The organism is Variovorax paradoxus (assembly GCF_000834655.1).
Lineage (GTDB): Bacteria > Pseudomonadota > Gammaproteobacteria > Burkholderiales > Burkholderiaceae_C > Variovorax > Variovorax paradoxus_F.
This window is the reverse complement of the sequence record NZ_JXQQ01000028.1, coordinates 259,452-283,872: the sequence shown is the minus strand read 5'-3', so window position 1 is coordinate 283,872 and position 24,421 is coordinate 259,452. Positions and strand designations below refer to the sequence as shown.

The window sequence follows — 24,421 nt, the reverse complement described above, 5'->3', positions numbered from 1 at the left end:
CGATTTTACGGATCACATCCGTTTGCCTACATTGCACCTCGATGAATGCCCAATCACTGCCTCCTTTGCTGATCGGCTGCGCAGCTGGTTTCTCCGGCGACCGCACCGATGCGGCCGGGCCGGTGGTCGACACGCTGATCGCGCGGCTCGCCGATGGACCCACGGGGCAGCGCGGTTTCCTGATCTTCGAGACGCTGGCCGAGCGCACGCTGGCGCTGGCGCAACTGCGCCGCCGCGACAACCCCGAGGCCGGCTACGAGCCGCTGCTCGATGCGATGCTGCGGCCGGTGCTGGCGCGGTGCCTGGCGCACGGCATTCGCATCGTGAGCAACTTCGGCGCGGCCAATCCGCGCGCCGCGGCACGCCACATCGCCCGCATGGCGCGCGAGCTCGGTGCCGATGCGCCGCGCGTCGCGGTGGTGGAGGGCGATGACCTCTCCGGTGAAGAACACCGCGCGCTGCTCAGGGATGCCCTTGGCGTGCAGGTCGAAGGCCTGCGCATCGTCAGCGCCAACGCATACATCGGCGCCGAGCCGATCGCCGCCGCGCTGGATGCGGGCGCGCAGATCGTGGTGTGCGGCCGCGTCGCAGACCCGTCGCTCACCGTCGGCCCGGCCCTGTCGCACTTCGGCTGGCGCGCCGACGACTGGCATCGCCTCGGCCGCGCGACGATGGCGGGCCATCTGCTCGAATGCGGCGCGCAGGTCTGCGGCGGCTATTTCGCCGACCCCGGCTACAAGGACGTGCCGGGGCTCGAGGCCGTGGGCTTCCCCATTGCCGAGATCGATGCCGATGGCCACTGCACCATCGGCAAGGCAGACCACACCGGCGGCCTCGTCAGCGAAGCCACGGTGAAAGAGCAACTGCTCTACGAAGTGCACGACCCGAGCGCCTACCTCACGCCCGACGTGATCGCCGACATCGCCGAGGCCGAGGTGCGCGCGCTGCCCGGCAAGGACCGCGTGGAGCTTTCGGGCGTGCGCGGCCATGCGCGGCCGAGCCACTACAAGGTGAACGTCTGCCACGAAGGCGGCTGGCTGGCCGAAGGCGAAATCTCCTATGCCGGCCCGCGCGCCGAAGCCCGCGCCCGGCTCGCGGCCGACGTGCTTCGCAAGCGGCTCGACGGCCTCGCGTTGCGCGTCGACCTGGTCGGCGTGCTGAGCATCTTCGGCGACGACGCAGGCCGCGCACTCGCAGACACGCCTGACGCCGGCCTGCGCGATGTGCGATTGCGTGTCGCCGCCACGCACGAAGACCGCGCCCAGGCCGAGCGCCTGGCGCGCGAAGTGACGGCGCTCTACACCTGCGGCCCCGCGGGCGGCGGCGGCGTTCGGACGGCGCTCACGCCGCGTCTCAACACGCTCTCGTGCCTGCTGCCGCGCGAGGCGGTGCCGGTGCGATTCGAACTGCTCGACGCAAAGGTGCTCGCATGAACACGGCCGACATGATCGAAGTCCCCCTCTACCGCGCGGCCCACGGCCGCACCGGCGACAAGGGCGACCGCTCCAACATCAGCGTGATCGCCTGGCGCGCCGAGTTCTACCCGCTGCTGCTCGAACAATTCACGCCCGCGCGCGTGGCCGCGCAGTTTCGCCACCGCGCGCCGTCGCACGTGGAGCGCTTCGAGCTGCCGAGATTGCACGCGATGAACTTCGTGCTCGATGCGGTGCTCGATGGCGGCGTGAACGATGCGCTGAACCTCGATGCGCACGGAAAGGCGCTCTCGTTCCTGCTGCTCGACATGCCGATCCTGATACCGCGCGCGCTCGAGCCACTGCTTGCAGGGCCGTAGCGGCGGCGTCCTCCTTTTCCTTACCCATCCATCCGGAGACAAAACAATGAAACGACTTCCCCTCGCCGTCGCAGCCACGGCACTCGCGCTGGCCCCTCTGCTGGGCCACGCGCAGGCCTTTCCCGAGAAGTCGATCACCTTCGTCGTGCCCTTTGCGGCCGGCACGGCCACCGACCAGATCGCGCGAGCGCTGGGCAACAGCATCACGGCCGAGACCAGGCAGCCCGTCATCATCGACAACAAGGCAGGCGCGAGCGGCTTCATCGCCTCGCAGAACGTGGCCAAGGCGCCGGCCGATGGCTACACGGTGCTCATCACCACCAACACCACGCACGCCGCCAACGAGCACCTGTTCAAGAAGTTGCCCTACGACCCGGTGAAAGACTTCGCCCCGGTCGCCGCGCTCGGCAAGGGCGGGCAGATCATGGTGGTGAATCCGTCGTTCCCCGCCAAGACCGTGGCGGAGTTCGTCGCGCTGGCGAAGAAGGAGCCGGGCAAGTACAGCTTCGGCAGCGGCAGTTCGTCCAGCCGGATGGCGGGCGAGTTGCTGCAGCAGATGGCCGACATCAAGCTCCTGCACGTGCCCTACAAGAGCAACACGCTGGCCGTGACCGACCTGCTCGGCGGGCAGATCCAAATGATGATCACCGACACCGCCACGGGCCTGCCGCAGGTCAAGGGCGGCAAGCTGCGCGCGCTGGGCATGTCCAGCGCCAGCCGCTCGCCGCTCGCGCCCGACGTGCCAACCATCGCCGAGGCAGGCGTGAAAGGCTACGAGATGGGCTACTGGTTCGCCGCCTACGCGCCCGCCAAGACGCCGCCCGCCGTCGTCAAGCGCCTGAACGAACTGCTCGTGAAGGCCGCGAAGAGCGAGTCGGCCAAGACTGCGTTCTACGAACCGACCGGCACCGAGGTGTTCACCACCTCGCCCGAGGAGCTGGCGAAGTTCCAGGCCGGTGAGTCGCAGAAGTGGGGCCGCATCGTGAAGGCCGCCGGCATCGAAGCCGAGTGACCCGCGCGGCCTGCGCGCCCAGTCCCATGACAGACAACTGCTTCTGAAAAAGCACATCCGTTCACGCTGAGCTTGTCGAAGCGCTGCGCAAAGCTTCGAGAAGCTCAGCCCGAACGGTGCTGATTTGATCGACCCCTAAAAACACAGGAGACAAACCATGAAACGCTGGAGCCTTGCGGCTGCCACGGTGGCTTCAGCCGCCCTTTTTCTGAGTGCCTGCGGCGGAAGCGGCGGCGGAGGCGGGGGTTTCGTGCTGCCGCCGACCGGTGGCACACCGCCACCCGTGACCCAACCACCGGCCGCCACCGCGCCGAAGTTCAGGCTCGCGATCGCCAAGACCGAAGACGTGCCCGGCACCTTCGGCAGCGTGGGCGCCTACGAGAAGATCAGCGGGACCTTCACCGGCGAGGTCGACCCGAAGGACGCGCGCAACGCGATCATTCAAGACCTTTCGCTCGCGCCGCTCAATGCCAACGGCAAGGTCGAATACACGTCGGATTTCGTGCTCTTCAAGCCCAAGGACATGACCAAGGCCAGCGGCGTGCTGCGCTACGACGCGCCCAACCGCGGCAACATCGTGAACCTCGATCCGTACTTCGCCTCGCGCGGCTACGTGTTCCTCACGGCCGCATGGCAGGGCGACGTGCCCGCGGCCGCCGGCAAGCTCACGCTCAATGTGCCGGTCGCGAAGAACGCCGATGGCAGCAGCATCACCGGCACCTACCGCGCCGAGCTGCTGCCCACGGTGGCGACGAACGATTCGCTGCCGCTGCCCGGTGGCCCCTTCAACGCCGCGATGCAGGCCTACGCGACCGCCAGCCTGGACAACACTCGGCCCGGCTACGTGCTCACCCGCCGCATCAACGAGGGCGATGCGCGCCAGCTCATTCCCGCAAGCGAGTGGAAGTTCGCCAAATGCGGCGCGGGTGCACCGTTCCCCGGCACGCCCGACGAAACCAGCGTGTGCCTGAAGGACAAATGGGACCCGGCCTACATGTACGAGCTGGTCTACATCGCGAAGGACCCGAAGGTGATGGGCCTCGGCCTCGCCGCGCTGCGCGACATGATCACCTTCTTCCATCGCGATGCGAGCGATGCCGCGGGCACGGCCAACCCTGTGGCCGCGGCCGTCAAGAACACCATCGCCTCCGGTGTCTCGCAGTGCGGCAACTTCATGAAGACCTTCGTGCACCTGGGCTTCAACGAGGACCGTGCGGGGCAGAAGGTGTTCGACGGCGTGTTCGCGCAGATCGCGGCGCGGCAGACCAACATCAACATGCGCTTCTCGATCCCCGGTGGCGGCGGCGGTGTGCGCAGCGACCACACGGCCTTCGGCCAGGCCGGCACGCGCGGCCTCTCGAAGGACTACGTGGACGACGTGGCCCAGCGCCGCGGCGGCATCCTCTCGCGCTGCGAGGCGAGCGGCACCTGCCCCAAGCTCTTCATCGGTTTCAGCGGCACGGAGTTCTATGTGCTGCAGGGTTCGCCGCTGCTCACCGATGCGTGGGGCACCGCCGACCTCGTACAGCCGGGCAATGCGCGCATCTACTACTACGCGAGCACGCATCACCTGCTGGGCCTTGCGTCAATGCCGGGCGCCAACGCGGGCGCGCTCTACACGACCAACGCAAACACGGGCGTCATACCCGTCGTGCGCGCGCTGTACCAGAACCTCGAGGAATGGGTCGTGAAGGGAACGACGCCGCCCGACAGCCAGGTGCCCAGGCTCGCCGACGCCACGCTCGTGCGCCCGGCGCAGGTCAAGTTCCCGGCCATTCCGGGCGCGAGCTACACCGGCCTGGTCAACACCTTCTCGTTGCTCGACTGGGGTCCTGGCTACCGCCCGCAGGACGAGACCGGCATTGCCACCCAGGTACCGCCCGCGTACCTGGGCCGCGACTACGCGATCCTCGTGCCGCAGGTCGATGCGGACGGCAACGACATCGCCGGCATCCGCAGCCTCGACGTGGCTGTGCCCGTGGGCACCAACACCGGCTGGAACTACACGAACAAGCCGGCCACCGTCGACCAGGCCGGTCTCTTCGGCGCGTACTTCCCGTTCGTGAAGACGGCCGCGTTGCGCGCCGGCACCGCCGACCCGAGGCTCTCGCTGCAGGAGCGCTACACGGACCAGGCTGGCTACCTCGCCGCGGTGACCAGCGCGGCCAACGACCTCGTGGCCAGGCGCTTCATGCTGCGCGTCGATGCCGACGCGGCGATTGCGAACGCAGCCGCCAACCCCGTGCTGCCCTAGTCAATCTGCAATGTGCGCCGCGAACCCGGTGCGGCCCGGCGCAACCTCGGGCCGCAGCGTGAGGGCAGGGATCTCGTAGTCGCCCGCGTTCTGCGGCCGGAACGCGATGGGCGCCGTCGTCCACAGCGCATCGAGCCGATCGCCGAGGTCTTCGATGATCCGCGCATAGGCCGCGCCATCGACCTTCCCCGTGCGGTGCACCACGAAAGGCGGCAGCACGTCGAAGCCCGGGTAGTAGAGGATGCCGTGGTGGATGGGAAAGAGCAGCTCGTCCATCGGCCCGTTGATGCCGCGCGGGCTGTAGTGCGGCGCCCAGCCGCCGGTGGTGACCACCAGCATCGCGCGCTTGCCCGCCATCACGCCCTGGCCGAAGCGGTCGCCCCAGTGCGTGTCGGAGTGCTCGCCCACGCCGTAGGCAAAGCCATAGGCGTACACCCGCTCGACCCAGCCCTTGAGGATGGCGGGCATCGAATACCACCAGAGCGGAAACTGAAAGATCACCGCATCGGCCCACAGCAGCTTGGCCTGCTCGCCGGCGATGTCGGCGGGCTGCGTGCCGGCCTCGTAGGCGCGCTGCGAATCGAGCACCGGATCGAAGTGCGCCCCGGGCTCGACATGCGCGAAGTCCGCCGCATCGAGCGGCGCCTTCCATTGCATGGCGTAGAGATCGGACACGCGCACCTCGTGCCCGGCTTGCGTGAGGCGATCGACCATGAAGCTTTTGAGCGAGCCGTTGAGCGAACGGGCTTCGGGGTGGGCGTGGACGAGGAGGACTTTCACGATTGAATTGCCTGTTGAATGAAGGACATGCGCGCAGGTTAGAAGCGGTGGCGATATATTGGAAATGAATAGTTCGAATTCCAGCCATTGCCATGAACAATTTCAGCCGTCTCGACCTCAACCTGCTCCTCACGCTCGACGTGTTGCTCGCCGAGCGCAACGTCACCCGCGCCGCCGAGCGCCTGAACCTATCGCAGCCGTCGGTGAGCGTGCAGCTTGCCAAGCTGCGCGAGGCCTTCGCCGATCCGCTGCTGGTGCCCGCGCAACGCGGCATGCGGCCGACGGCGCGCGCCGACGAACTGCGCGAGCCGCTGCGCGAAGCGCTGGAGTCGCTGGGCCGCGCGGTGGCGCCCACCAAGCCCTTCGACCCCGCCGAGGCGACCACCACCTGGCGCGTGGCCGCGGCCGACTATGCCGAGTCGGCGATCCTGCTGCCGGCGCTCGCGGGGCTGCGCAAGGCCGCGCCGAACACGCGGCTGGCCGTGGTGGAGGCCGTGCCCTCGCGCATGGCGCGGCAGCTGGAGCACGGGGAGATCGACCTCTTCTTTCACACGAGCGTGGGGGCGCCGCAGGGGCTGCATCGGCGGGTGTTGTTCAACGAGCGCTATGTGCTGGCGGGGAGGGCGGAGCATCCGCGGCTCAAGCGCCGGCCGACGCTCGCGCAGTTCTGCGCGATGGAGCATGTGGTGGTGTCGCTGGCCGGCGGCGGCTTCGCCGGGCCAACGGACGATGCGCTGGCGCAGATGGGTCTGACGCGGCGCGTGGCGCTGTCGGTGCCGCACTTTCTTTTCATGATGTCGGTGCTGGCGCAGACCGACATGGTCGCGATGCTGCCCGAGCGGCTGGCGCGCGGCGCGTCGGGGTTACGGGTGGTGGAGGCTCCGCTGGAGGTGCCGGGGTACGAGATGGCGATGCTGTGGCATGAGCGGAGGCATCGGGATGCGGCGCATCGGTGGGTGAGGGAGTGGATTGCAGCGAGTTGTGACGGGGCGAGGTGATCGCGATTGGGCAGACGCTGCGGTTCGGCTTGCGCTGAATCGGTCCTGGCCACCTGGGAATTTCGGGGCATCGGACCGATTGCGTTCCGCATGAATCACCGCATGCTACCTGGCACCGCGCATCGACGTCTCGAGGCGCGGCGCAGTCGAAGTGAGCCAACGATCAGGCCGGGCCGCGCTTGAACGACTCTTTCCGCTCCTGACGCTCCGCGTTGAACGAATCGCTCAGCGTTGCGCTGAGGTCTTCCCGTCGCATCTCCTTGCCGCATTCCTTGCACATCGGACCCAATCCCGGATCCTTTCCGCACGGAGCGTGCCTGTAGCGTATGGCCACCTCCTGCTTTTCGGACTTGCACCAAGTCTCGCCCCAGGCGCGAAATGCCAGGAAGACGGGGTAGAACCCGTTGCCCATCTCGGTGAGGTAGTACTCGTTCCGCAGCGGCCTTGTGCTGTACGGCCGGCGTTCGATCATCCCGTCCGACTCAAGCTTCTTGAGCCGACCCGCCAGCATCTGCGGCGTGGCCTGTATCTGCGCCTGAATCTCCTCGAAGCGATGGCTCCCGAGAAACAACTCGCGCAGGACCAGAACGGTCCAGCGATCACCGACGATCTTTTGGGCCAACGCCACAGGGCAGACGGTGTCCTGTGCCCCCGACGGCAACGCACTTTCAGCCATTGTTTTCCTCAAATATCACGTGACTATGATAATCATAGGTATAGTCGCCGTGTTCGCGACAGGGCCTCGCAACCGGTCGCGAACCGCGGAATCAGCCGATGCACCGCGAATGGAAGCTATGCAGAAAGGTTTTCGAAATGTCTGAAGCTACAAAGCTGAATCTTGCCGCAGTCGCCGACCGCTACGCTGCGGCGTGGCTCTCTCACGATCCGCAAGCGATTGTCGCGCTCCATGCACCTGACTCCACCTTCCAGGCGCATGGCCGCAGCGGGCAGGTCAAGGGCGAGGCTGCGCTGCTCAAGGAGTTCGCGGGGGTGTTCGAGCTCTATCCCAATTTCGGCGTCGAGATACGCCGGCTTCTTCTTGGCGACAGGCACTGGACCCTCGATTGGGACCTGACATTCCAACCGCCCGGCAAGGAGCCCAGAAAGTTCCACGCGCTCGACGTCGTGGAAGTAGACGACGCCGGTCTCGTCACAAGAAAGGACACCTTCTTCGATTTCGCGCAAGTCAAAGCGGCGCTCGAAGCGAAGTGAGGAACAGAGCATGACGAACCCGACGATCTCCGTCGCCGCACCCGTGACGCCGCTCTTCGCGCGGCCCTTGGTCGGCGCGTTGCCGGTCGAACATCTGTGCGACCTCAGCATCGACCTCGAAGTGGGCCAGGTGATCAAGACCCACCTCGGGACCCGCCTGACCTTCGTGGTCACGGGAGGACGCTTCGAAGGTCCGCGCTTCCGCGGCGAGATGCTGCCGGGAGGCGGCGATTGGGTCCACGTCGGTGCCGACGGGATCAGCCGCATGGATGTTCGCGCGACATTGCGCACCCACGACGGCGTGCTCATTCACTATGACTCGCAAGGCCTCCTCAGGTACCCGGCAGATGGCCGTGCGCGTCTGGCCAAGGGCGAGCGTCTGTCGTTCGATGAAACATACATCCGTCCCACGCCCCGGTTCGAGACGTCCGACGAGCGCTACGCATGGCTCTCCGGAATGGTCACTGTCGGCTACGGCGAATACGGGCCTGGCCGGATCGACCATCGGATGTACTGCATCCTTTGATACGTGACCTGCAAAGACGCGACGAGCAATGCTTCGCCTGACGCCTCGCTGCATCAGGATGCTTGCCGGGGTGCCGCGAGGGCGCTCGGAGCATCCCCTTGCGCGCCTGGATCGGATCGGAGGACCCGGAAGCGTCCGGCATCGGCAGGATCGCGGTCGGCGACCTGCACCGGGGCCGATGCCCATTGCCAGACGCTGATCCCTGGCACACGAGAAAACCGGATGGTTCCGCGGGTACCTTCGACGACGACCAGCGGCCACGCGTCTGCAATTCGCGCCCGATCTTCGCCGCAGGTCTGAATCATGCGGGCGAGGACCGCGACGGTGTCGTAGCCCTCGAATGCCACGAAGGAGGGAGGTCCGCCAAGGCGTTCCTGCAGTGCCACTTCCGTCCGTTGGCCGAGCGGGCTCAGCCGCTCGGGGAGGTAGCGCAAGAACGGTACGGCAGCGCCTTGGTCTCCCAGCAACTCCGCCCACTGCGCAAGCTCGGGCTGCCCCGCCGGCGCGCCCATCCACAGCCCAGCCAGTCGTGCGTCCTGTCGGACCGCCTGGACGAGCGACACGGCCGGTTCGGGATACCCGACCAAGAGAAGAAGGGCAGTGGCCTCGCTGCCAGCGAGTTCGTTGCAGGCGCTCAGGGGCTCCAGACTTCCCAATTCCACGAGGGTGGCACCTCGCTGGCTCAAGTGATCGTGCAGGATGCCGATGCCCGCTGCCCAGTAGACGCTCGGCTGGCTCGCAACGGCAATCCGCTGGTGACCCGCTTCGAGCAGATGGTCCGCGTAGATCCGCCAGCCGCGGGATTGCGGAGGGGCAAGGCGCGCAACCCATCGGCTGGGCTGTTCGGTCAGCGCATCAAGTACTGCGGAAGAACAGAGAAACGGAAGGCCGATCGCTTCGGCGCGGGCAGCCGCAGTTCGGGCAACCACGCTGTGGTATTCCCCTGCCAAGGCCACCACGCCCAGGGCAGCCAGCTCGTCCACGGCGCCGGAAGCCTTCTGGGGATCGGCCGCAGTGTCGCGAACGATCAATTCGAGACGCCTGCCATCGATGCCGCCGGCGTCATTGACATCGGCGACCGCCAGCTCGAGCCCGGCCAGCAGGTGCTGGCCGGCTTCAACCCAACCGGGCCGTGTCAGGGGCACCAGCGCACCTATCCGGACTGCAGACGAATCTGCGGGCTCGATATCAAGAAGGGTTGTCACAGGCTCACTTCCTTGCGTTGGTTGCGCCAACGACCGTTGGCGCTTTTCGAGGATTTACGTGCCCCGGCATCTGAGGCGGCACGGGCGCCGCATTCCAATGCAAAACGAAGGGCAGACGTCGACATCGGTGTGGAGGATAGCTTTAGAGGGGCTCATCCGGAACTGCTGAACGCAGCCTCCGCGCGGACGACAACGGCGTTCCGGGAACGGCGACACAGCTTCGCAGAACCTCGTACTACTCCGCAACCCACAAGCCACATAGAGTCCAACGGCGCCGTCAATCGAACCAACAAAGAGATGGCTTGGGAGGGGCCCAACGGCGATCTCGGTGGCGAGCGGTCTCGTGAGAGCCGCCCTCGTCGTGGCCAGCCTGCTCAGCCACCCGCAAAAACGATCGGTGACTGCGCCGGATCGAGAGGGCTGCGCCCTGCGCATTCGGCACACGCTGCTGCGGAGTTCGGCGCGCTGCGCAAGACCGACACAAGTGGTGTTCTACAAATCTATCGAACGGAGAGTGGCAGTGAAGTTGATATTCCTGATCGGATTCATGGTGGCGAACGGCTTGGCCAACGCGCATGCGCAAGCCAGGCCGGAGGCACCGGGCGCGGACCTCATCGTGCACAACGCCAGGATCTTCACCGGCAATCTTGCACAGCCCGAGGCATCCGCGCTGGCGGTCAAAAGCGGGCGCATCTACTCGGTGGGCACGGATGCAGAAGTGCTGGCCTTGAAGAAGGCCGACACCCGGGTGATCGACTCCCGCGGCCGGCGGCTCATACCGGGCATCATCGATGCGCACACCCATGTGCTCAACGAGGGCGGCTACAACTACACCTTGCGGTGGGAAGGCGTGCCGACGCTGCGTCGGGCGCTGGCAATGCTGAGCGAGCAGGCCGGACGAACACCGGAGGGCCACTGGGTCAAGGTGATCGGGGGCTGGTCTCCTTACCAGTTCGAAGAGAAGCGCTTCCCCACCCTGGACGAACTGCGCCAGGCCGTCCCACATCGCCCGCTTATCGTGCAGTACGCCTACAACCGCGCATTCATGAACCAGAAGGCGATGGATGCCCTGGGCGTGGGAACCGACAAGTTTCCCAAGGTGCCGGGCACCGAGTTGGAGAAGGACGAGCAGGGCAGGTACACCGGCCTCGTTCATGGCTACACCTTCCTGTTCATCGCGCTGGAGACCATGGTTCCCCAGCTTTCCTTCGACGAAGAGGTGAGCTCGCTGGTGCAGACGATCCACAGCGTGAACCGCTTCGGGGTCACGTCCATCGTCGATGCCGGCACGGGCTTTCGCGGGTATCCCAAGGCACTGCCCACCGTGAACGCACTGGCCCGGGACAACCGCCTCAACATCCGCATGCCGTTCGTGGACATCCAGTTCGCAGAAAGCGGCGTGGTGGATGCGCAGCTCGAAGCAATCACGCGGACTGCGCCGATCAGCCCCGGGCACAACCTGCACCCGCAATTGGCACACGGCCATGTCTACCGGGGCGCCGGCGAGTTGCTTTCGGTGGATGTCCACGATCACGAGAACTTCGATCGTCCGGCGGTCATCGTCCCGCCGGAAAAGATGCGCGAACTCGTGGAGCGGGATGTCGCCAAGCTGGTTGCGCGGCGAATTCCTTTCCGCGAGCACATCAGCTACGACGAGAACATCACGCCTTTCCTCGATGCGCTCGAGAAGCTCAATCAGAAGATGCCGCTCGATGGCCTGCGCTGGAGCATCGAACACGCCGAGACCATCAGTCCCGCGAACATCGCCCGGGTCAAGGCGCTGGGCGGCGGCATCGCACTTGACACCAAGATGGCGCTGCACGGCGACGCCTTCGTCAGGACCCACGGCCGCGACAAGGCATTGCTGACACCGCGCCTGCGCCAGCTCGTCGACAGCGGTATCCCCCTGGCCATGACCACCGACGCCTTCCGCGCGGCCTCGTTCAACCCGTGGGTCGGCATCAGCTGGATGGTGTCGGGCAAGTCGGTCGCCGGAACCGAAGTGCTCGCCAAGGACAACCGTCTTTCACGCGCCGAGGCGCTGAAGCTCTTCACTCGCAACGCAGCGTGGTTCATGAATGCCGAATCGGAGCTGGGCATGATCGCGCCGGGCCACCTTGCCGACTTCGTGTTGCTGGACAGGGACTATTTCGCGGTTCCGGAATCCGAGATCAGGTCCATCTCCTCGATGTTGACCGTCATGGATGGCCGGGTGGTCTACGGCGCGCAGGACTATCGCTCGCTCTCGCCCTCATTGCCCGAGATCCTGCCCACCTGGTCACCGATCAAGCACTACGGTGGCTACTTCCAGCCCCGATGAGGTCAGCCTCCAACGGTGTTCCTTGTCCTGCAACTCTGCTTCCCTCCTTGTGGCGCTAGCGGACCGGAGGCAGCGAACCTACGATCGACCAATACAAGGAGTGAACCATGCAAGCCATCGATACCCGGAACAGAAGCATCGTCTATCGCACCCGTGGACAAGGCCATGGCGGGATCACGCGCCTGATGAGCCCGTCCGACCTCGGCGAGAGCCTGAAGCCATTCGTCTTCCTGGACATCTTCAACATGGAAAAGCCGCTGCTCGATGCGATGCGCGCCGGCGCCGGCATGTCGATCCATCCGCACTCGGGCATCGCGACGGTGACCGTGCTGACCGAAGGCCAGATGAAGTTCGACGACCCGGCCGCGGGCACCGGGACGCTGGCGTACGGGGGTGTCGAATGGCTGCGTGCAGGCAGCGGCGTGTGGCATGGCAAGGAGCTCACGCCGCAGAGCGAGTCGTTCGTGCAGGGTTTCCAGCTGTGGGTCGCACTGCCTCCTGAACTGGAGAACGGCGAGCCCGAAAGCCGCTACATCGAGTCGAAAGACGTGCCATCCGCGGGGCCTGCCCGGGTCATTCTGGGAGAGCACGCGGGTGTGCGCAGCCCGACGCCTGCGCCCGCAGGCATGAACTACCTGCTAGCGACCTTGCAGGCCGGCGAGTCATGGACCTACCAGCCGCCGACCGGCCACACGGTCGGCTGGCTGGCGGTGGCAAAGGGAACCCTGCAAACCGAGACGTCCGTGCACGCCGGCGACATGGTGATCTTCGAAGACTCGGAAGATGCGATCACCGTGCAGGCGGGACCGGATGGCGATGCGGTATTCGTGCTGGCATCGGCTGTTCCGCATCCGCATGAACTGCATCTGGGCAACTACTCGGTCCATACCTCCGCACAGGCGCTGGAGACCGGTGAGCGTCGCATCGAAGAGCTTCGCCAGCGCCTGGTCGCCGCAGGAAACCGACGCACCAGCACCGGGAACGTGCCGGTGTTTCGCTGACCTGGCACGGTGAGCCCCGGATTGCCGGGGCTCATCTTGAACAAGGTTGGGAGCCCACCTGTTTCGTCGTCAACTCCGGCTGGTGTTCACCGGGCGAGATCGCCGATCAGTCCTTGAGGCAAGGCCAACTCGTTGGCAGCCGGCGACTGATCGCAATACTCGACCAGGAGTTCGATCAGGACGCGGATCTTCTTGGCAGGATGCTGTCCCGGCGGCCGGATGACATAAGCGCCAGCGGGCGGCGGTGGATGGCGTTCCATGACCGGCACGAGTGCGCCCGCGGCGATGTAGTCCTTGGTGAGCCAGTCGGGCACGTACGCGATGCCGAGCCCCGCGACTGCGGCGGCGACCAACGCCGTGCCGTTGTCGGCCTTGAACCGCCCTTGCGGTCGCACAGTGATGACCCGGCCGCCATCGGTCAGTTGCCAGGCTTCGGTGCCCTGCATCAAGGCTTCGTGGGCACCCAGTTCATCCGGTGTCTCTGGCGCGCCATGCACGGCGACATAGCCGGGGCTCGCAACGAGCTTTCCGTTGATCGCACCGACACGTCTGGCAATCAGGTTGGAGTCCTCCAGATAGCCAACCCGTATCGCACAGTCGAATCCCTCCGCAATGAGATCGACAAAGCGATCGCTGTAGCAGGTCTGGACCTGAAGCTGAGGATGGCGCCGCGCCAACTCAGCGAGCATGGGAGCGAAGTGCGTCGGGCCGAACGTCAGCGGCGCGGCGATTCTCAGGCGGCCGCGAAGGTCCCCATCGGGCAGGATCGTTTCGCTGCCCACGTCGAGCTCGGCGCACGCCCTGGCTGCGAAGTCACGGTACGTGGTGCCCGCTTCAGTCAGTGCGGCGCCGCGCGTGGATCGCGCAAGGAGCTGGACACCCAGTTCCGTTTCGAGCCGCAGCAGGCGTCGGCTCACCATCGACTTGGAAATGCCCAGCCGGACGGCAGCAGCCGAGACACCTCCCGCATGAGCGACTTCCACAAAAGTGCGCAGGTCTTCGATGTCCAAACAGGTGTTCCTCGTAGTGCGACAGAGCTCGCCCGAGGATGGTACTACCGGGTAACGCGCGCGATCGGAATACTCCTGCGAGGCGCCAGCGCCAGAGGCGAATCTTCGCAAGCAACCATCCCGCGAGAGCGGCAATACAGGAATCAGCAATGACTTTACGCAACGGTCTTTCCTCACTACTCCGGCCCGAAGATTCGGTACTGGTCTTGATCGACCATCAGCCTTACCAGCTCGCGAATCTGAACAGCCACGAACCGCAGATGGTCATCAACAACGTGGTGGGACTGGCAAAGGCCGCCAAGGCCTTCGGCGTTCCGACCATCCTGACCAGCGTGATCGCCGAACGGGGAGGGCTCCTCTTTCCCCAGATAACCGACGTGTTCCCCGGCCAGGAGGTCATCGACCGGACCTTCATCAACACCTGGCAGGACAAGAAGACAGTGGACGCGGTGAAGGCGACAGGCCGCAAGCAGCTGATCATCGCCGGCCTGTGGACCGAGGTGTGCGTTGCGATGCCGACGATTCAGGCGCTCGGCGAGGGCTGGGACGTGACCGTCGTCACCGATGCGTCCGGCGGCGTTTCCGTGGAGTCGCATCAGGTGGCCATCCAGCGGATGGTCGCGGCCGGCGCGAACGTCATGACCTGGCTCGCGGTGGCTTCCGAATGGCAGCGCGACTGGGCCCGGGCCGACAGCGCTGCCGAGATAACGAAGGTGGTCGTGCAACACGCTGGCGGCAGCGGCATCGCGTTCCTGTGGGAGCAGCAACTGCTCAACACCCCGGTGCCCGCCAAGGCGTGATGCGTGAGAGGCCGCTCGAGGCCATTTCTTCGAGCGGCCTTTAACGCTCCTGTATTGGCGCATCCGCCGGCTCAGAGCTGATCAACGGACTAAAGCGCCCTGAACGTTCCGTGCACGCCCAGCGGAAGGGCATAAGGAAGCCGGACTTGCGCAACCGGCCCATCACCGACGTGATGCACATTGAACACGGAGAGCACCGTCTGCCTGGCCACGGTATCCAGCGCAGTGCCGACGGCCCATTGCGAATTCCTGCCCGCGTACACATGCTCCTCGGCAATCCAGTCGTCGCCGAAACCGTAGGACTGGATGGTTCCTTGCTTCACGTTGAAGCTTGCCAGGTCTCCCCAGTCGGGCATTCCGCTCGATCGCGTGCGGTTGCGAGCCACGCAAAGCACCTGCTCGTAGTCGCGCCCGGAAAGCGCGGGGTCGATGACCGGATATTCGCCTTCCAACGCATCGAATCGGGTGACCTGCGGCAACTTGCCCGCGCGCAGCTCGACCAGCGTCATCACCGGCCCCTGCACATGCACGTACTTCCCGCGCATGACGTTCCAGCCAGTGGCCATCGCCTGCGGCTCCGCGTTGGCAAAGACGTCGAAGCGAATCACCTCGTCGGCGTCTTCCCAGGCGTTGCCCACGTGGTGAATGATCCATGGCGGAAGCTGGTACCAGGTCTGGCTCCAGCTTCGCTTGTCGATCACCAGCACGCGGGTGCCGAGTTCCGGCGCCCAGTTCACCGAGAGCCCGAACGCCTTTCCGGCGATCAGCTTTTCCCTGTCGAACAATGCGGGAGGAAGCAGAAAGATCAGATGGTTCTGGGTGACCGCAAAGTCGTGCATCGGCGGCAAGTCCTTCACCGCGAACCGGCGGCATACCTCCACCGCTCCCGTGGCCGACAGCTTGTAGACGCTCAACTCCGATGCGATGGGGTCCGATCCAAAATTCCACAGGTCGCCATCGCCATTGGTGCCGACCTTCGGGTGCGCCGAAAAAGGCCTGAGCAGTTCGGCGCTGTCCGCGCGATAGATGCCCTTCGTCTCGAGCGTCTCGGGGTCCAGCTCGTGGGGCGACCCGGGTTCCCACAGCGCCAGCAGCCGGCCCGCGTGATAGACCGCGCTCAGGTTGGCGGAGTTCATCTCGTCGATGTCGGTATTGAGCTCGGTTTTTCCGGGCACTGCCGAACCGAATGCGCTGAGCAGGTATTCGCCGGCAGCTTCCTCGGCCTGGAACTTCTTCGTGCGCACGAAGCGGCCGGTGTGGGTCACGGTGCCATCCGCAAAGCGAAAGGCCTGGATCATGCCGTCGCCGTCCCATTTGTGGGCATAGCGGCCCGCGCCGCGGTCGTGCATGGCGGGGCCGTTTCGGTACAGCACGCCATGCAGGTCCTTCGGCAACTTGCCGGTGACCTCGAGCGGTCCGGTCTGCATGTCGGCGCTGACGGGTGTTTCATAGCCCACCGTCCAGGGCTTGTGCCGCCGGGCCTGAAACGCCTTCCTGATGTCACCGTCTTGCCAGCTCATTGTTCCGCCTCACTTCTTGTTGGCTCAGTGTGGAGTGTCCGTTCTTTGCTGCCCGACACGGTTTCGATTCTGCGCCGTCAGGCGCCGATGCGTTCGGCTTGTTGCGCGATGAAGGTGCGACGCGGCGCACGGGCACCGAATCGCCGCCAGCAGATGCCAAACTGATCCTCGCTTGCGAGGGCAGAGCCGAGGGGCGATGGCTGCTTTCCGACGTCAATAAAATGACCGTTAAGCGGCTTAAGAGTCACTTTATTGCGTATTTCAGATGTGGCGAGAGCGCCTATCCAGGTAGCCCCGTCCTGCGCACATCGCGCTGCGCCAGCACCGCAAGATCGCTCTCGTCCTTGAGCCCCACGCCGGTCAGCCCGCGCTTGAGGGATTCGCGCATCAGCCACGCCAGCTTGAACGCCGCGGCTTCATACGGCAGGCCCTCTGGGCGCACGTTGGAGATGCAGTTGCGCGCCGCATCGTTCAGCCCGCGCTTGGGCGAGTGGGTCAGGTAGATGCCCAGGCTGTCCGGCGAGCTCAGGCCCGGGCGCTCGCCGATCAGCATCACCGAGAGCATCGCGCCGAACAGCTCGCCCACCTCGTCGGCGAGCGCCACGCGCGCCTGCGTGGCGATGACCACGGGCGAGAAGCGCGTGTCCGCCGGCAACTGCGAGCGCAGGGCGGCGAGCAGCGGTGCGGCGTGACGTGCGACGGCAAGCGAGGAGAGTCCGTCGCCGATGACCACGCAGACATCGCAGCCGTAGCGCCCGATGCCGCGCAGGCGCCCGTCGTCCTTGTCGTCGAGCTGGCGGCCCAGGTCGGGGCGGCGCAGGTAGGTGGTGCGGTCTGCGGCGCGGCTGCGGGCGCGGGCGACTTCCCAGTGCTGCGAGGTCAGCGTGCTTTCGAGCGCATCGACATCGAGCGCCGAATGGATCGCATCGCGCGCCATCGCATGCGCCCAGCCGAAGCGCAGCGTCTCGTCGGTGGGCATGCCGGCACCGGCACGGCCGAGTGCCAGGCGCGCCGGTGTGGCCGAGCGCCATTGCGACCAGGGATTGGGTGTGACGGCGTCGCTCATGATCCGAGAGCCTTGAGCCCGCCCATGTCGGCCAGCAGGCGGTTGGAAGAGGGGGGCGCAAGCTGCCCCGCGGCATCGGTGATCTGCATGCGCTGCAGCCACGCCTCGAATTCGGGCGCGCGCTTCAGGCCCAGCGTCTGGCGCAGGAACAGGGCGTCGTGGAACGAGGTGCTCTGGTAGTTGAGCATGACGTCGTCCGCACCCGGGATGCCCATGATGAAGTTGATGCCTGCGGTGCCCAGCAGCACGAGCAGGGTGTCCATGTCGTCCTGGTCGGCTTCGGCGTGGTTCGTGTAGCAGATGTCGCAGCCTATGGGCAGGCCGAGCAGCTTGCCGCTGAAGTGGTCTTCCAGGCCCGCGCGGATGATCTGCTTGCCGTCGTAGAGGTACTCCGGCCCGATGAAGCCGACCACCGTGTTGATGAGCAGCGGCTTGTAGCGCCGCGCCAGCGCATAGGCGCGCACCTCGCAGGTCTGCTGGTCGACGCCGAAGTTGGCATTGGCCGAGAGCGCGCTGCCCTGGCCCGTCTCGAAGTACATGACGTTGTCGCCGACGGTGCCGCGCTTCAATGCGAGCGCGGCGGCATGGGCCTCGTCGAGCAGCTCAGGCGTGACGCCGAACGAGAGGTTCGCCTTCTCGGTGCCCGCGATCGACTGGAAGACCAGGTCCACCGGCGCGCCGGCTTCCGCGAGCTTGAGCGTGTTGGTCACGTGCGTGAGCACGCAGCTCTGCGTGGGAATCCCGAAGCGCTGGATCACCTCGTCGAGCATGTGCAGCAGTTGGCCCAGCACCGGCATGCTGTCGGAGGCGGGGTTCAGGCCGATCACCGCATCGCCCGCGCCGTAGAGCAGGCCATCCAGCGTGGACGCGGCCACGCCGCGCAGGTCGTCGGTCGGGTGGTTGGGTTGAAGCCGCACCGACAGATGGCCCGGCAGGCCGATGGTGTTGCGAAAGCGGGTGACCACGCTGCACTTCTTCGCGACCGAGACGAGGTCCTGGTTGCGCATGAGCTTGGACACAGCCGCGACCATCTCGGGTGTGAGGCCGGGCGCGAGCGCAGTGAGCGTGGCGGTCGTGGCTTCGTCCGACAGCAGCCAGTTGCGGAAGTCGCCGACCGTGAGGTGCGACACCGGCGCGAAGGCCTCTGCGTCATGCCCGTCGATGATGAGCCGCGTGATGTTGTCGCTCTCGTAGGGTATGAGCGCTTCGTTGAGGAACTGCTTGAGCGGCGTGTCGGCCAGCACATGGCGCGCGGCCATGCGCTGCTGCGCCGTGGCGGCGCCGACGCCCGCGAGGTAGTCGCCGGAGCGCGCGGGGCTGGCGAAGGCCATGACTTGCTTGAGGTCGTCGAAGGCGAAGACCTGTTCTGCGATGGTGGTGCGGTAGCGCATCGTCTTTCAGCGTGGGGGTTCAGGCGTTGGTGGCCGTGGAAGAAAGCATCTCGTCGGGCGCGGCCGCCTTCCGCTGTGAAGAGGTGAGCAGAAAGTAGCCGTAGGCCGCAGCCATCAGCACCAGGAACAGCACCGTGAGCATGAAGTTGAACCACACCATCGCGCCGAGGCACACCACGCCGAGGCCGAGCGCGATCGCAGGGAAGACCGGATAGAAGGGCGCGCGGTAGGTGCGCAGCAGGTCGGGCTCGCTCCTGCGCAGCTTGAAGAGCGCGGCCATCGAGATGAGGTACATCACGATCGCGCCGAGCACCGCCATGGTCACGATGTTGGCGGTGAGCGTTTGCCCGCCGAACTGCACCCACTCGTCGCTGAAGATCGCGACGACGCCCACCACGCCGCCGGCCAGCAGCGCGCGGTGCGGCGTGTCGAAGCGCGGGCTCAGGCCCGCGAAGTAGGCCGGCAGGTAGCCGGCGCGCGCCAGCGCGAAGATCTGCCGCGAGTAGCCCATGATGATTCCGTGGAACGAGGCGATGAGCCCGAAGAGCCCGATCCACACCAGCATGTGCAGCCAGCCGCTGTTGTCGCCCACCACTGCTTTCATCGCCTGCGGCAGCGGGTCGTTGATGTTGGCGAGCTTGCGCCAGTCACCCACCCCGCCCGCGAAGATCATCACGCCGAAGGCCAGCACCACCAGCGTGACGATGCCCGTGGTGTAGGCGATGGGAATGGTGCGGTGCGGATCGCGCGCTTCTTCGGCCGCCATGGCCGCGCCCTCGATGGCCAGGAAGAACCAGATCGCGAACGGAATCGACGCGAAGATGCCCGAGATCGCCGCGCCGTTGAGCACATCGCCGCCGGCCCAGCCGTTGGCGACGAAGTTGGCCATTGTCCAGCCCGGCGTGACCACGCCCATGAACACCAGCAGCTCGAAGATGGCGAGCACGGTCACGAAGAGTTCGAAGGCCGCCGCGATACCGATGCCGATCCAGTTGAGGCCGATGAAGATCACGTACGCCCCGAGCGCGAACCACTTCGGGTTGATGCCGGGGAACTGCACGTTGAGGTATGCGCCGATGGCCAGTGCGATGGCCGGCGGCGCGAAGACGAATTCGATCAGCGTCGCAAAGCCCGCAACGAAGCCGCCGGTCGGCCCGAACGCGCGCCGCGCATAGGCGAAGGGACCGCCCGCATGCGGAATGGCGGTGGAGAGTTCGGTGAAGCTGAAGATGAAGGTGGTGTACATCGTGGCCACCAGCACCGTGGCGACCAGGAAGCCGAGCGTGCCGGCGGTGTTCCAGCCGTAGCTCCAACCAAAGTACTCACCGGAGATGACGAGACCCACCGCGATGCCCCAGAGCTGGATGGGGCCGAGCACCTTCTTCAGGTGGCCCGTGCCGGAGTGAACAGCGGCTCCGGCCGGCGAGGCTTCGGTGGAATGCATGGGGCTTCCTCTCTGCGTGAATGTTGACAGTGCGCATTCAGCAAAGCAAGGGCCGTTCCACTACATACATCGCCCTACATGACGGTGCGCAGGCGCTGGCCATAATCGAGGTCTTTCAATCCCCGAGGTGTTTCGTGAAGTCTCTTTTCTGTGCCGCACTCGTGTCCGTCTTCGCCATCCCCGCAGCGTTCGCGCAATCCGCGCCGGTGACCACGCCCAGCGGGCTCGTCTACCAATCGCTCAAGGAAGGCACCGGCGCATCGCCCGCCGCCACCGACACCGTGAAGGTCCACTACCGCGGCACCTTCCCCGACACCGGCAAGGAATTCGACAGCTCCTACAAGCGCGGTGAACCGACCGAGTTCCCGCTCAACGGCGTGATCCCGTGCTGGACCGAAGGCGTGCAGAAGATGAAGCCGGGCGGCAAGGCCAAGCTCACCTGCCCGCCCTCGATCGCCTACGGTTCGCGCGGCGCAGGCGGCGTGATTCCGCCGAACGCCACGCTGAATTTCGAAGTCGAGCTGGTGTCGGTCACCAAGCGCTGAGTTCGAGGGTCTTGATCGTGAGACACCGCGGAACCGGCCTTGCCGGGCCGCTGGTGTCGCCCCCGGCGAGGGGGAGGGCAAAGCGACACGAAGTGCGCCAAGCCTGGCGGCTTGCTTATATCTGCGCAGAGCCGCCGTCGACGAAGAGTTCCGTGCCGTTCACGAAGCTGCTGTCGTCGGAAGCAAGAAACACAACGGCCTTCGCGATCTCGTCGGGTGTGCCGACCCGGCCCAGCGGGATCGTCTGTGCCTGCATTTCGATGAAGCCCTTGACCTGTTCCGGCGTAAGCCCCAGCAGTTCATAGGCCGGGGTCGGCACCACGCCGGGACTGACCGCATTGACACGGATGCCGACATCCTTCAGGTCCACCGCCCAGCTGCGCGCGAAGCTGCGCACCGCCGCCTTGGTCGCGCTGTAGACGCTGAAGGCCGGCGTGCCCTTGATGCTGGTGATCGATGCGTTGAGCACGATCGATGCACCCTTGGGCATCAGCGGCAGCGCCTTCTGCACGGTGAAGAGCAGGCCGCGCACGTTGGTGCCGAAGGTCTTGTCGAAATGCTCCTCGGTGATCTGGCCCAGCGGCACGAGGCTGCCGCCGCCGGCGTTGGCGAACAGTACATCGAGCCGGCCTTTCTGTTCCTTGATCGTGGCGTAGAGGCGGTCGAGGTCGGCGAGCTTCGAGACATCGCCGAGCACGCCGGTCACGTTGCGGCCGATGGTCGTCACCGCCGCATCGAGTTCCGCCTGGCGGCGGCCCGTGATGAACACGTGGGCGCCTTCGGCCACGAAGCGTTGCGCGGTGGCCAGGCCGATGCCGCTGGTGCCGCCGGTGACGAGGGCGACTTTGTCGTTGAGCTTGAGTTGGGACATGACTTCTTCCTTGGGAGTTGCTGCAATGCAGCGTTGACGATGAAGCGAAGTTTGGGCGCGCCCCCGTCCAAGACCAAGAGGCCGCCCGGTACATGTTTATTTCCGAATCACTAATAATCCGGCGATGGACCAGATCGCCGCCATGCGCGTCTTCGCCCGGGTGGTAGAGGCCGGCACCTTCACCCGCGCGGCCGACTCGCTGCAGTTGCCCAAGCCCACCGTGACGAAGATGGTTCAGCAGCTCGAGACGCACCTGCGCGTGAAGCTCTTGCAGCGCACGACCCGGCGCGTGACCGTCACGCCCGAAGGCGCGGCCTACTACGAACGCACGGCGCGCGTGCTGGCCGAGCTCGAAGACATCGAGTCGGACCTCACCAACGCGCAGGCCAATCCGCGCGGACGGCTGCGGGTGGACGTGGGCTCGTCGTTCGCGAACATGATCCTGATTCCGCAGCTGCCTGCGTTCTACGCGCGCTATCCGGAGATCGAGCTGGAGATCGGCGTGAGCGATCGGCCGGTGAACCTCGTCGGCGATGCGGTGGACTGCGTCATCCGTGCCGGCGAATTGGTGGACCAGTCGCTGGTGGCGCGCCGCATCGCGAACCTGCGCTTCGTGACCTGCGCCACGCCCGCCTACCTCGCGCGCCACGGCATTCCGACGACGCCTGCGGACCTGGGCGACGGCACGCATCGGGTGGTGGGCTATTTCTCGTCGCTGAGCAACCGCCCGATTCCGCTGCGCTATGCGCATGGCGAGGAGCGCATCGAGATCCACGGCCGCACCGTGGTGGGCGTGAACGAGAGCACCGCTCACCTCACGGCGGTGCTCACCGGGATGGGCGTGGCGCAGACCTTCGACGTGATGGCGGAGCCGCACCTCGCGAGCGGCGCGCTGGTCGAGGTGCTGCAGGCCTGGGCGCCGCCGACCTATCCGCTGCATGTGGTGTACCCGACCAACCGCCACCTGAGCGCGAAGCTGCGGGTGTTCGTCGATTGGGCGGTGGAGCTCTTCGCTCCCTATAACGACGCCAGCAGGCGCTGAAGCGCCTGCGGCTTCAACGTCTTCATCCCGGCTGGTATTGGTACAGCCAGGTCTCCGTCAACGTCTGGTCGCCGTTCTTCAGGTAGAGCCGCATGTCGATGGGCTCGTTGCCTTCGGGCGTGAAGTCGAACTGCGCCCGCCAGTGGCCGGGCACGCCGTTGGGCACGGCCTCGGCGAAGACGTACGAGAACTTGCCGCGCGCCGCCGTGAGCACCAGCTCGGGCTTGACGCCGAAGGGCACGGTGGTGAGCGGCTGGCCGATGAACTCGACCATGAACTTGCGCACGCCCTGCGGACGCGGCTGGCCGGGCTGGCCGCCGCGTCCGATGCGCGTGGCCACGCAGCGCGCGAGCGGCGAAGGAAAGGGCTCCTGGTCGGTCCAGTGCAGCCGGTACTGCAGGCTGTAGCTCGCGCCCGCCTTCGCATCGGCCTTGGGCACCCAGAAGGCGACGACGTTGTCGTGAATCTCGTCGTCGGTCGGAATCTCGATGAGCTGCACCGAGCCTTCGCCCCAGTCGCCCAGCGGCTCGATCCAGAGGCTGGGGCGCTTTTCGTAGTTCACGCCGTCCTGGTAGTGGTCGAACGAGCGGTCGCGTTGCAAGAGCCCGAAGCCGCGCGGCCTGGTGTCGGCGAAGGCGGAGGCGCGCGTTTGCGTCGGGTTGTTGAGCGGGCGCCAGATGCGCTCGCCCGCGCCGTTCCAGATCGCGAGGCCGTCGGAATCGTGCACCTCGGGTCGCCAGTCGATGGCGGTGGGCTTGATGGTCTCGGAGTACCAGTACATCGAGGTCAGCGGAACGAGCCCCAGGCGCGCCACATCGCGGCGCAGGAACAGGCGCGAATCGATGTCCATGATCACCGCCTTGCCGCGCTGCATCACGAACTTGAAGACGCCCGTCACGCTCGGCCCTTCGAGGAGGGCGTAGACCGTCATCGAAGTGGTGTTGTTCGCGGCCGGCGTCTCGAAGTAGAAGCGGGTGAAGGTGGGGAATTCCTCGGGCTTGTCGGGCACCGCGACGTCGAGCGCGAGGCCGCGCGCCGAAAGGCCGTACTGGTAGAGCTCGCCGATCGCGCGGAAATACGAAGCGCCGAGGAAGGCGACCCAGTCGTTCTTCTGCCAGTCGAGCTTGCCTTGGTCGCCCAGGCGGCTTTCCTGCAGGCGAAAGCCCGCGAAGCCCGCGCCTGGCGGCAGCGCGCGCGCGGGGCTGTCGGGCGGCATCGAGAAGTAGTCGGGGCTGTAGAGCACCTCGCGGGCGAAGGCGTCGCCGTCGGTGTTTTCCAGAACGTGCATGCGCACCGGCGTCTGGAAGAAGCGGCCCAGGTGGAAGAAAGTGACGGGGAACGCGCCGGGGCCTTCGCGGAAGAGGGCGTTGGCCGGATCGAACTTGATCTTGCCGTGCGCGTCGTAGTCGATCTTCTCTAGCACGTCGGGGGCGAGCGGCGTGGCGGCGACGTAGGGCTGCGCGGCCAGCCGCTTGGCCTGTGCGACAAGCCGATCGAACGAGAAGGGCGACGGCTGGCTCAGTTGCAGGCCGTTGGCGGCCAGCGCCTCTTCGGGCAGTCCAAGGGCGGCGAGTGCGGCGGCGGCACCACCTGCGGCAAGGAAGGAGCGGCGATCAAGCATGTGTTTCTTGA

The 24,421-nt window shown here is 66.1% G+C and carries 22 protein-coding genes; 12 read left to right on the top strand and 10 right to left on the bottom strand.

Annotation, left to right across the window (positions count from 1 at the left end; translation table 11 throughout):
* The first annotated feature begins 41 nt into the window (after window positions 1–41).
* The 4 genes from RT97_RS13800 (at window position 42) to RT97_RS13785 (ending at window position 5,058) form a co-directional block, all read left to right on the top strand.
* Window positions 42–1,433 carry an acyclic terpene utilization AtuA family protein gene (locus tag RT97_RS13800; protein WP_042579331.1) on the top strand — a complete coding sequence of 464 codons (1,392 nt, stop codon included), beginning with the start codon at window positions 42–44 and terminating at the stop codon, window positions 1,431–1,433.
* Window positions 1,430–1,792, top strand: coding sequence for an AtuA-related protein (locus tag RT97_RS13795; protein WP_042579330.1), 363 nt, complete (start codon window positions 1,430–1,432; stop codon window positions 1,790–1,792). Before RT97_RS13800 ends, RT97_RS13795 begins: the two co-directional genes overlap by 4 nt.
* 46 nt (window positions 1,793–1,838) lie before the next feature.
* A complete protein-coding gene (locus RT97_RS13790; protein ID WP_042579329.1) occupies window positions 1,839–2,804 on the top strand; it encodes a Bug family tripartite tricarboxylate transporter substrate binding protein in 966 nt (321 codons plus the stop codon).
* A gap of 157 nt (window positions 2,805–2,961) precedes the next feature.
* Window positions 2,962–5,058, top strand: a complete 2,097-nt coding sequence (locus RT97_RS13785; protein WP_042579328.1) for an alpha/beta hydrolase domain-containing protein — start codon at window positions 2,962–2,964, stop codon at window positions 5,056–5,058.
* Here the strand turns inward: RT97_RS13785 and RT97_RS13780 are convergent, their stop codons facing one another.
* On the bottom strand, window positions 5,059–5,838 hold the full coding sequence (locus tag RT97_RS13780; protein WP_042579327.1) for an NAD(P)H-dependent oxidoreductase: 780 nt from the start codon (window positions 5,836–5,838) through the stop codon (window positions 5,059–5,061). It abuts the gene before it with no gap.
* 92 nt (window positions 5,839–5,930) lie between these two features.
* On the opposite strand from RT97_RS13780, the gene RT97_RS13775 reads away from it, so the two are divergent.
* The gene (locus tag RT97_RS13775) at window positions 5,931–6,836 is read left to right on the top strand and encodes a LysR family transcriptional regulator (RefSeq protein ID WP_042579326.1); all 906 of its coding nucleotides are present in this window, start codon (window positions 5,931–5,933) and stop codon (window positions 6,834–6,836) included.
* A gap of 163 nt (window positions 6,837–6,999) precedes the next feature.
* Here RT97_RS13775 and RT97_RS13770 read toward each other — a convergent pair whose 3' ends face one another.
* Window positions 7,000–7,512 (bottom strand): winged helix-turn-helix transcriptional regulator, encoded by a 513-nt coding sequence (locus tag RT97_RS13770; protein ID WP_042579325.1) that lies wholly within the window; start codon window positions 7,510–7,512, stop codon window positions 7,000–7,002.
* Between the two features lie 137 nt (window positions 7,513–7,649).
* Between RT97_RS13770 and RT97_RS13765 the strand changes: the two genes are divergently transcribed.
* Window positions 7,650–8,048 carry a nuclear transport factor 2 family protein gene (locus tag RT97_RS13765; RefSeq protein WP_042579324.1) on the top strand — a complete coding sequence of 133 codons (399 nt, stop codon included), beginning with the start codon at window positions 7,650–7,652 and terminating at the stop codon, window positions 8,046–8,048.
* Between the two features lie 10 nt (window positions 8,049–8,058).
* Window positions 8,059–8,574: a DUF3237 domain-containing protein gene (locus RT97_RS13760; protein ID WP_042579323.1), complete on the top strand. Its 516-nt coding sequence runs from the start codon at window positions 8,059–8,061 to the stop codon at window positions 8,572–8,574.
* Window positions 8,575–8,627: 53 nt separating this feature from the next.
* On the opposite strand, the gene RT97_RS13755 is transcribed toward RT97_RS13760, so the two are convergent.
* The gene (locus RT97_RS13755; protein ID WP_042579322.1) at window positions 8,628–9,779 is read right to left on the bottom strand and encodes an ABC transporter substrate-binding protein; all 1,152 of its coding nucleotides are present in this window, start codon (window positions 9,777–9,779) and stop codon (window positions 8,628–8,630) included.
* Window positions 9,780–10,140: 361 nt separating this feature from the next.
* Here RT97_RS13755 and RT97_RS13750 point away from each other — a divergent pair, with 361 nt between their 5' ends.
* Together RT97_RS13750 and RT97_RS13745 are read left to right on the top strand one after the other, a co-directional pair.
* Window positions 10,141–12,099 carry an amidohydrolase gene (locus RT97_RS13750; RefSeq protein ID WP_253278231.1) on the top strand — a complete coding sequence of 653 codons (1,959 nt, stop codon included), beginning with the start codon at window positions 10,141–10,143 and terminating at the stop codon, window positions 12,097–12,099.
* Between the two features lie 107 nt (window positions 12,100–12,206).
* Complete coding sequence (locus RT97_RS13745; protein WP_042579321.1) at window positions 12,207–13,100, top strand: pirin family protein; 894 nt, start codon at window positions 12,207–12,209, stop codon at window positions 13,098–13,100.
* 86 nt (window positions 13,101–13,186) lie between these two features.
* Here the strand turns inward: RT97_RS13745 and RT97_RS13740 are convergent, their stop codons facing one another.
* Window positions 13,187–14,110, bottom strand: a complete 924-nt coding sequence (locus RT97_RS13740) for a LysR family transcriptional regulator (RefSeq protein ID WP_042579320.1) — start codon at window positions 14,108–14,110, stop codon at window positions 13,187–13,189.
* 149 nt (window positions 14,111–14,259) lie between these two features.
* On the opposite strand from RT97_RS13740, the gene RT97_RS13735 reads away from it, so the two are divergent.
* A complete protein-coding gene (locus RT97_RS13735; protein ID WP_042579319.1) occupies window positions 14,260–14,910 on the top strand; it encodes a hydrolase in 651 nt (216 codons plus the stop codon).
* Window positions 14,911–14,999: 89 nt separating this feature from the next.
* Here RT97_RS13735 and RT97_RS13730 read toward each other — a convergent pair whose 3' ends face one another.
* The 4 genes from RT97_RS13730 to eat all read right to left on the bottom strand — a co-directional run bounded on the left by RT97_RS13730 (window position 15,000) and on the right by eat (window position 20,331).
* Window positions 15,000–16,430: a carotenoid oxygenase family protein gene (locus tag RT97_RS13730; protein ID WP_052810650.1), complete on the bottom strand. Its 1,431-nt coding sequence runs from the start codon at window positions 16,428–16,430 to the stop codon at window positions 15,000–15,002.
* Window positions 16,431–16,710: 280 nt separating this feature from the next.
* Window positions 16,711–17,496 carry an ethanolamine ammonia-lyase subunit EutC gene (gene eutC / locus RT97_RS13725; RefSeq protein ID WP_042579318.1) on the bottom strand — a complete coding sequence of 262 codons (786 nt, stop codon included), beginning with the start codon at window positions 17,494–17,496 and terminating at the stop codon, window positions 16,711–16,713.
* Window positions 17,493–18,887, bottom strand: coding sequence for an ethanolamine ammonia-lyase subunit EutB (locus RT97_RS13720; RefSeq protein ID WP_042579317.1), 1,395 nt, complete (start codon window positions 18,885–18,887; stop codon window positions 17,493–17,495). Before RT97_RS13720 ends, eutC begins: the two co-directional genes overlap by 4 nt.
* A gap of 19 nt (window positions 18,888–18,906) precedes the next feature.
* Window positions 18,907–20,331 (bottom strand): ethanolamine permease, encoded by a 1,425-nt coding sequence (gene eat, locus RT97_RS13715; RefSeq protein ID WP_042579316.1) that lies wholly within the window; start codon window positions 20,329–20,331, stop codon window positions 18,907–18,909.
* Between the two features lie 134 nt (window positions 20,332–20,465).
* Between eat and RT97_RS13710 the strand changes: the two genes are divergently transcribed.
* Complete coding sequence (locus RT97_RS13710; protein ID WP_042579315.1) at window positions 20,466–20,876, top strand: FKBP-type peptidyl-prolyl cis-trans isomerase; 411 nt, start codon at window positions 20,466–20,468, stop codon at window positions 20,874–20,876.
* 115 nt (window positions 20,877–20,991) lie between these two features.
* On the opposite strand, the gene RT97_RS13705 is transcribed toward RT97_RS13710, so the two are convergent.
* Window positions 20,992–21,747 (bottom strand): SDR family NAD(P)-dependent oxidoreductase, encoded by a 756-nt coding sequence (locus tag RT97_RS13705; protein WP_042579314.1) that lies wholly within the window; start codon window positions 21,745–21,747, stop codon window positions 20,992–20,994.
* A gap of 124 nt (window positions 21,748–21,871) precedes the next feature.
* Here RT97_RS13705 and RT97_RS13700 point away from each other — a divergent pair, with 124 nt between their 5' ends.
* Entirely contained in the window at window positions 21,872–22,789 is a 918-nt protein-coding gene (locus RT97_RS13700) for a LysR family transcriptional regulator (protein ID WP_042579313.1), read from the top strand.
* Between the two features lie 22 nt (window positions 22,790–22,811).
* Here the strand turns inward: RT97_RS13700 and RT97_RS13695 are convergent, their stop codons facing one another.
* Complete coding sequence (locus RT97_RS13695; protein WP_042579312.1) at window positions 22,812–24,410, bottom strand: glucan biosynthesis protein; 1,599 nt, start codon at window positions 24,408–24,410, stop codon at window positions 22,812–22,814.
* Between the last annotated feature and the right edge of the window lie 11 nt (window positions 24,411–24,421).

What these genes read in the sequence shown, in the direction of transcription:
- RT97_RS13765 (WP_042579324.1), top strand. Translation starts at nt 7,650, where the DNA reads ATGTCTGAAGCTACAAAGCTGAATCTTGCCGCAGTCGCCGACCGCTAC.
- RT97_RS13760 (WP_042579323.1), top strand. Translation starts at nt 8,059, where the DNA reads ATGACGAACCCGACGATCTCCGTCGCCGCACCCGTGACGCCGCTCTTC.
- RT97_RS13770 (WP_042579325.1), bottom strand. Translation starts at nt 7,512, where the DNA reads ATGGCTGAAAGTGCGTTGCCGTCGGGGGCACAGGACACCGTCTGCCCT.
- RT97_RS13700 (WP_042579313.1), top strand. Translation starts at nt 21,872, where the DNA reads ATGGACCAGATCGCCGCCATGCGCGTCTTCGCCCGGGTGGTAGAGGCC.
- eat (WP_042579316.1), bottom strand. Translation starts at nt 20,331, where the DNA reads ATGCATTCCACCGAAGCCTCGCCGGCCGGAGCCGCTGTTCACTCCGGC.
- eutC (WP_042579318.1), bottom strand. Translation starts at nt 17,496, where the DNA reads ATGAGCGACGCCGTCACACCCAATCCCTGGTCGCAATGGCGCTCGGCC.
- RT97_RS13745 (WP_042579321.1), top strand. Translation starts at nt 12,207, where the DNA reads ATGCAAGCCATCGATACCCGGAACAGAAGCATCGTCTATCGCACCCGT.
- RT97_RS13735 (WP_042579319.1), top strand. Translation starts at nt 14,260, where the DNA reads ATGACTTTACGCAACGGTCTTTCCTCACTACTCCGGCCCGAAGATTCG.
- RT97_RS13695 (WP_042579312.1), bottom strand. Translation starts at nt 24,410, where the DNA reads ATGCTTGATCGCCGCTCCTTCCTTGCCGCAGGTGGTGCCGCCGCCGCA.
- RT97_RS13775 (WP_042579326.1), top strand. Translation starts at nt 5,931, where the DNA reads ATGAACAATTTCAGCCGTCTCGACCTCAACCTGCTCCTCACGCTCGAC.
- RT97_RS13720 (WP_042579317.1), bottom strand. Translation starts at nt 18,887, where the DNA reads ATGCGCTACCGCACCACCATCGCAGAACAGGTCTTCGCCTTCGACGAC.
- RT97_RS13730 (WP_052810650.1), bottom strand. Translation starts at nt 16,430, where the DNA reads ATGAGCTGGCAAGACGGTGACATCAGGAAGGCGTTTCAGGCCCGGCGG.
- RT97_RS13790 (WP_042579329.1), top strand. Translation starts at nt 1,839, where the DNA reads ATGAAACGACTTCCCCTCGCCGTCGCAGCCACGGCACTCGCGCTGGCC.
- RT97_RS13705 (WP_042579314.1), bottom strand. Translation starts at nt 21,747, where the DNA reads ATGTCCCAACTCAAGCTCAACGACAAAGTCGCCCTCGTCACCGGCGGC.
- RT97_RS13800 (WP_042579331.1), top strand. Translation starts at nt 42, where the DNA reads ATGAATGCCCAATCACTGCCTCCTTTGCTGATCGGCTGCGCAGCTGGT.
- RT97_RS13795 (WP_042579330.1), top strand. Translation starts at nt 1,430, where the DNA reads ATGAACACGGCCGACATGATCGAAGTCCCCCTCTACCGCGCGGCCCAC.
- RT97_RS13785 (WP_042579328.1), top strand. Translation starts at nt 2,962, where the DNA reads ATGAAACGCTGGAGCCTTGCGGCTGCCACGGTGGCTTCAGCCGCCCTT.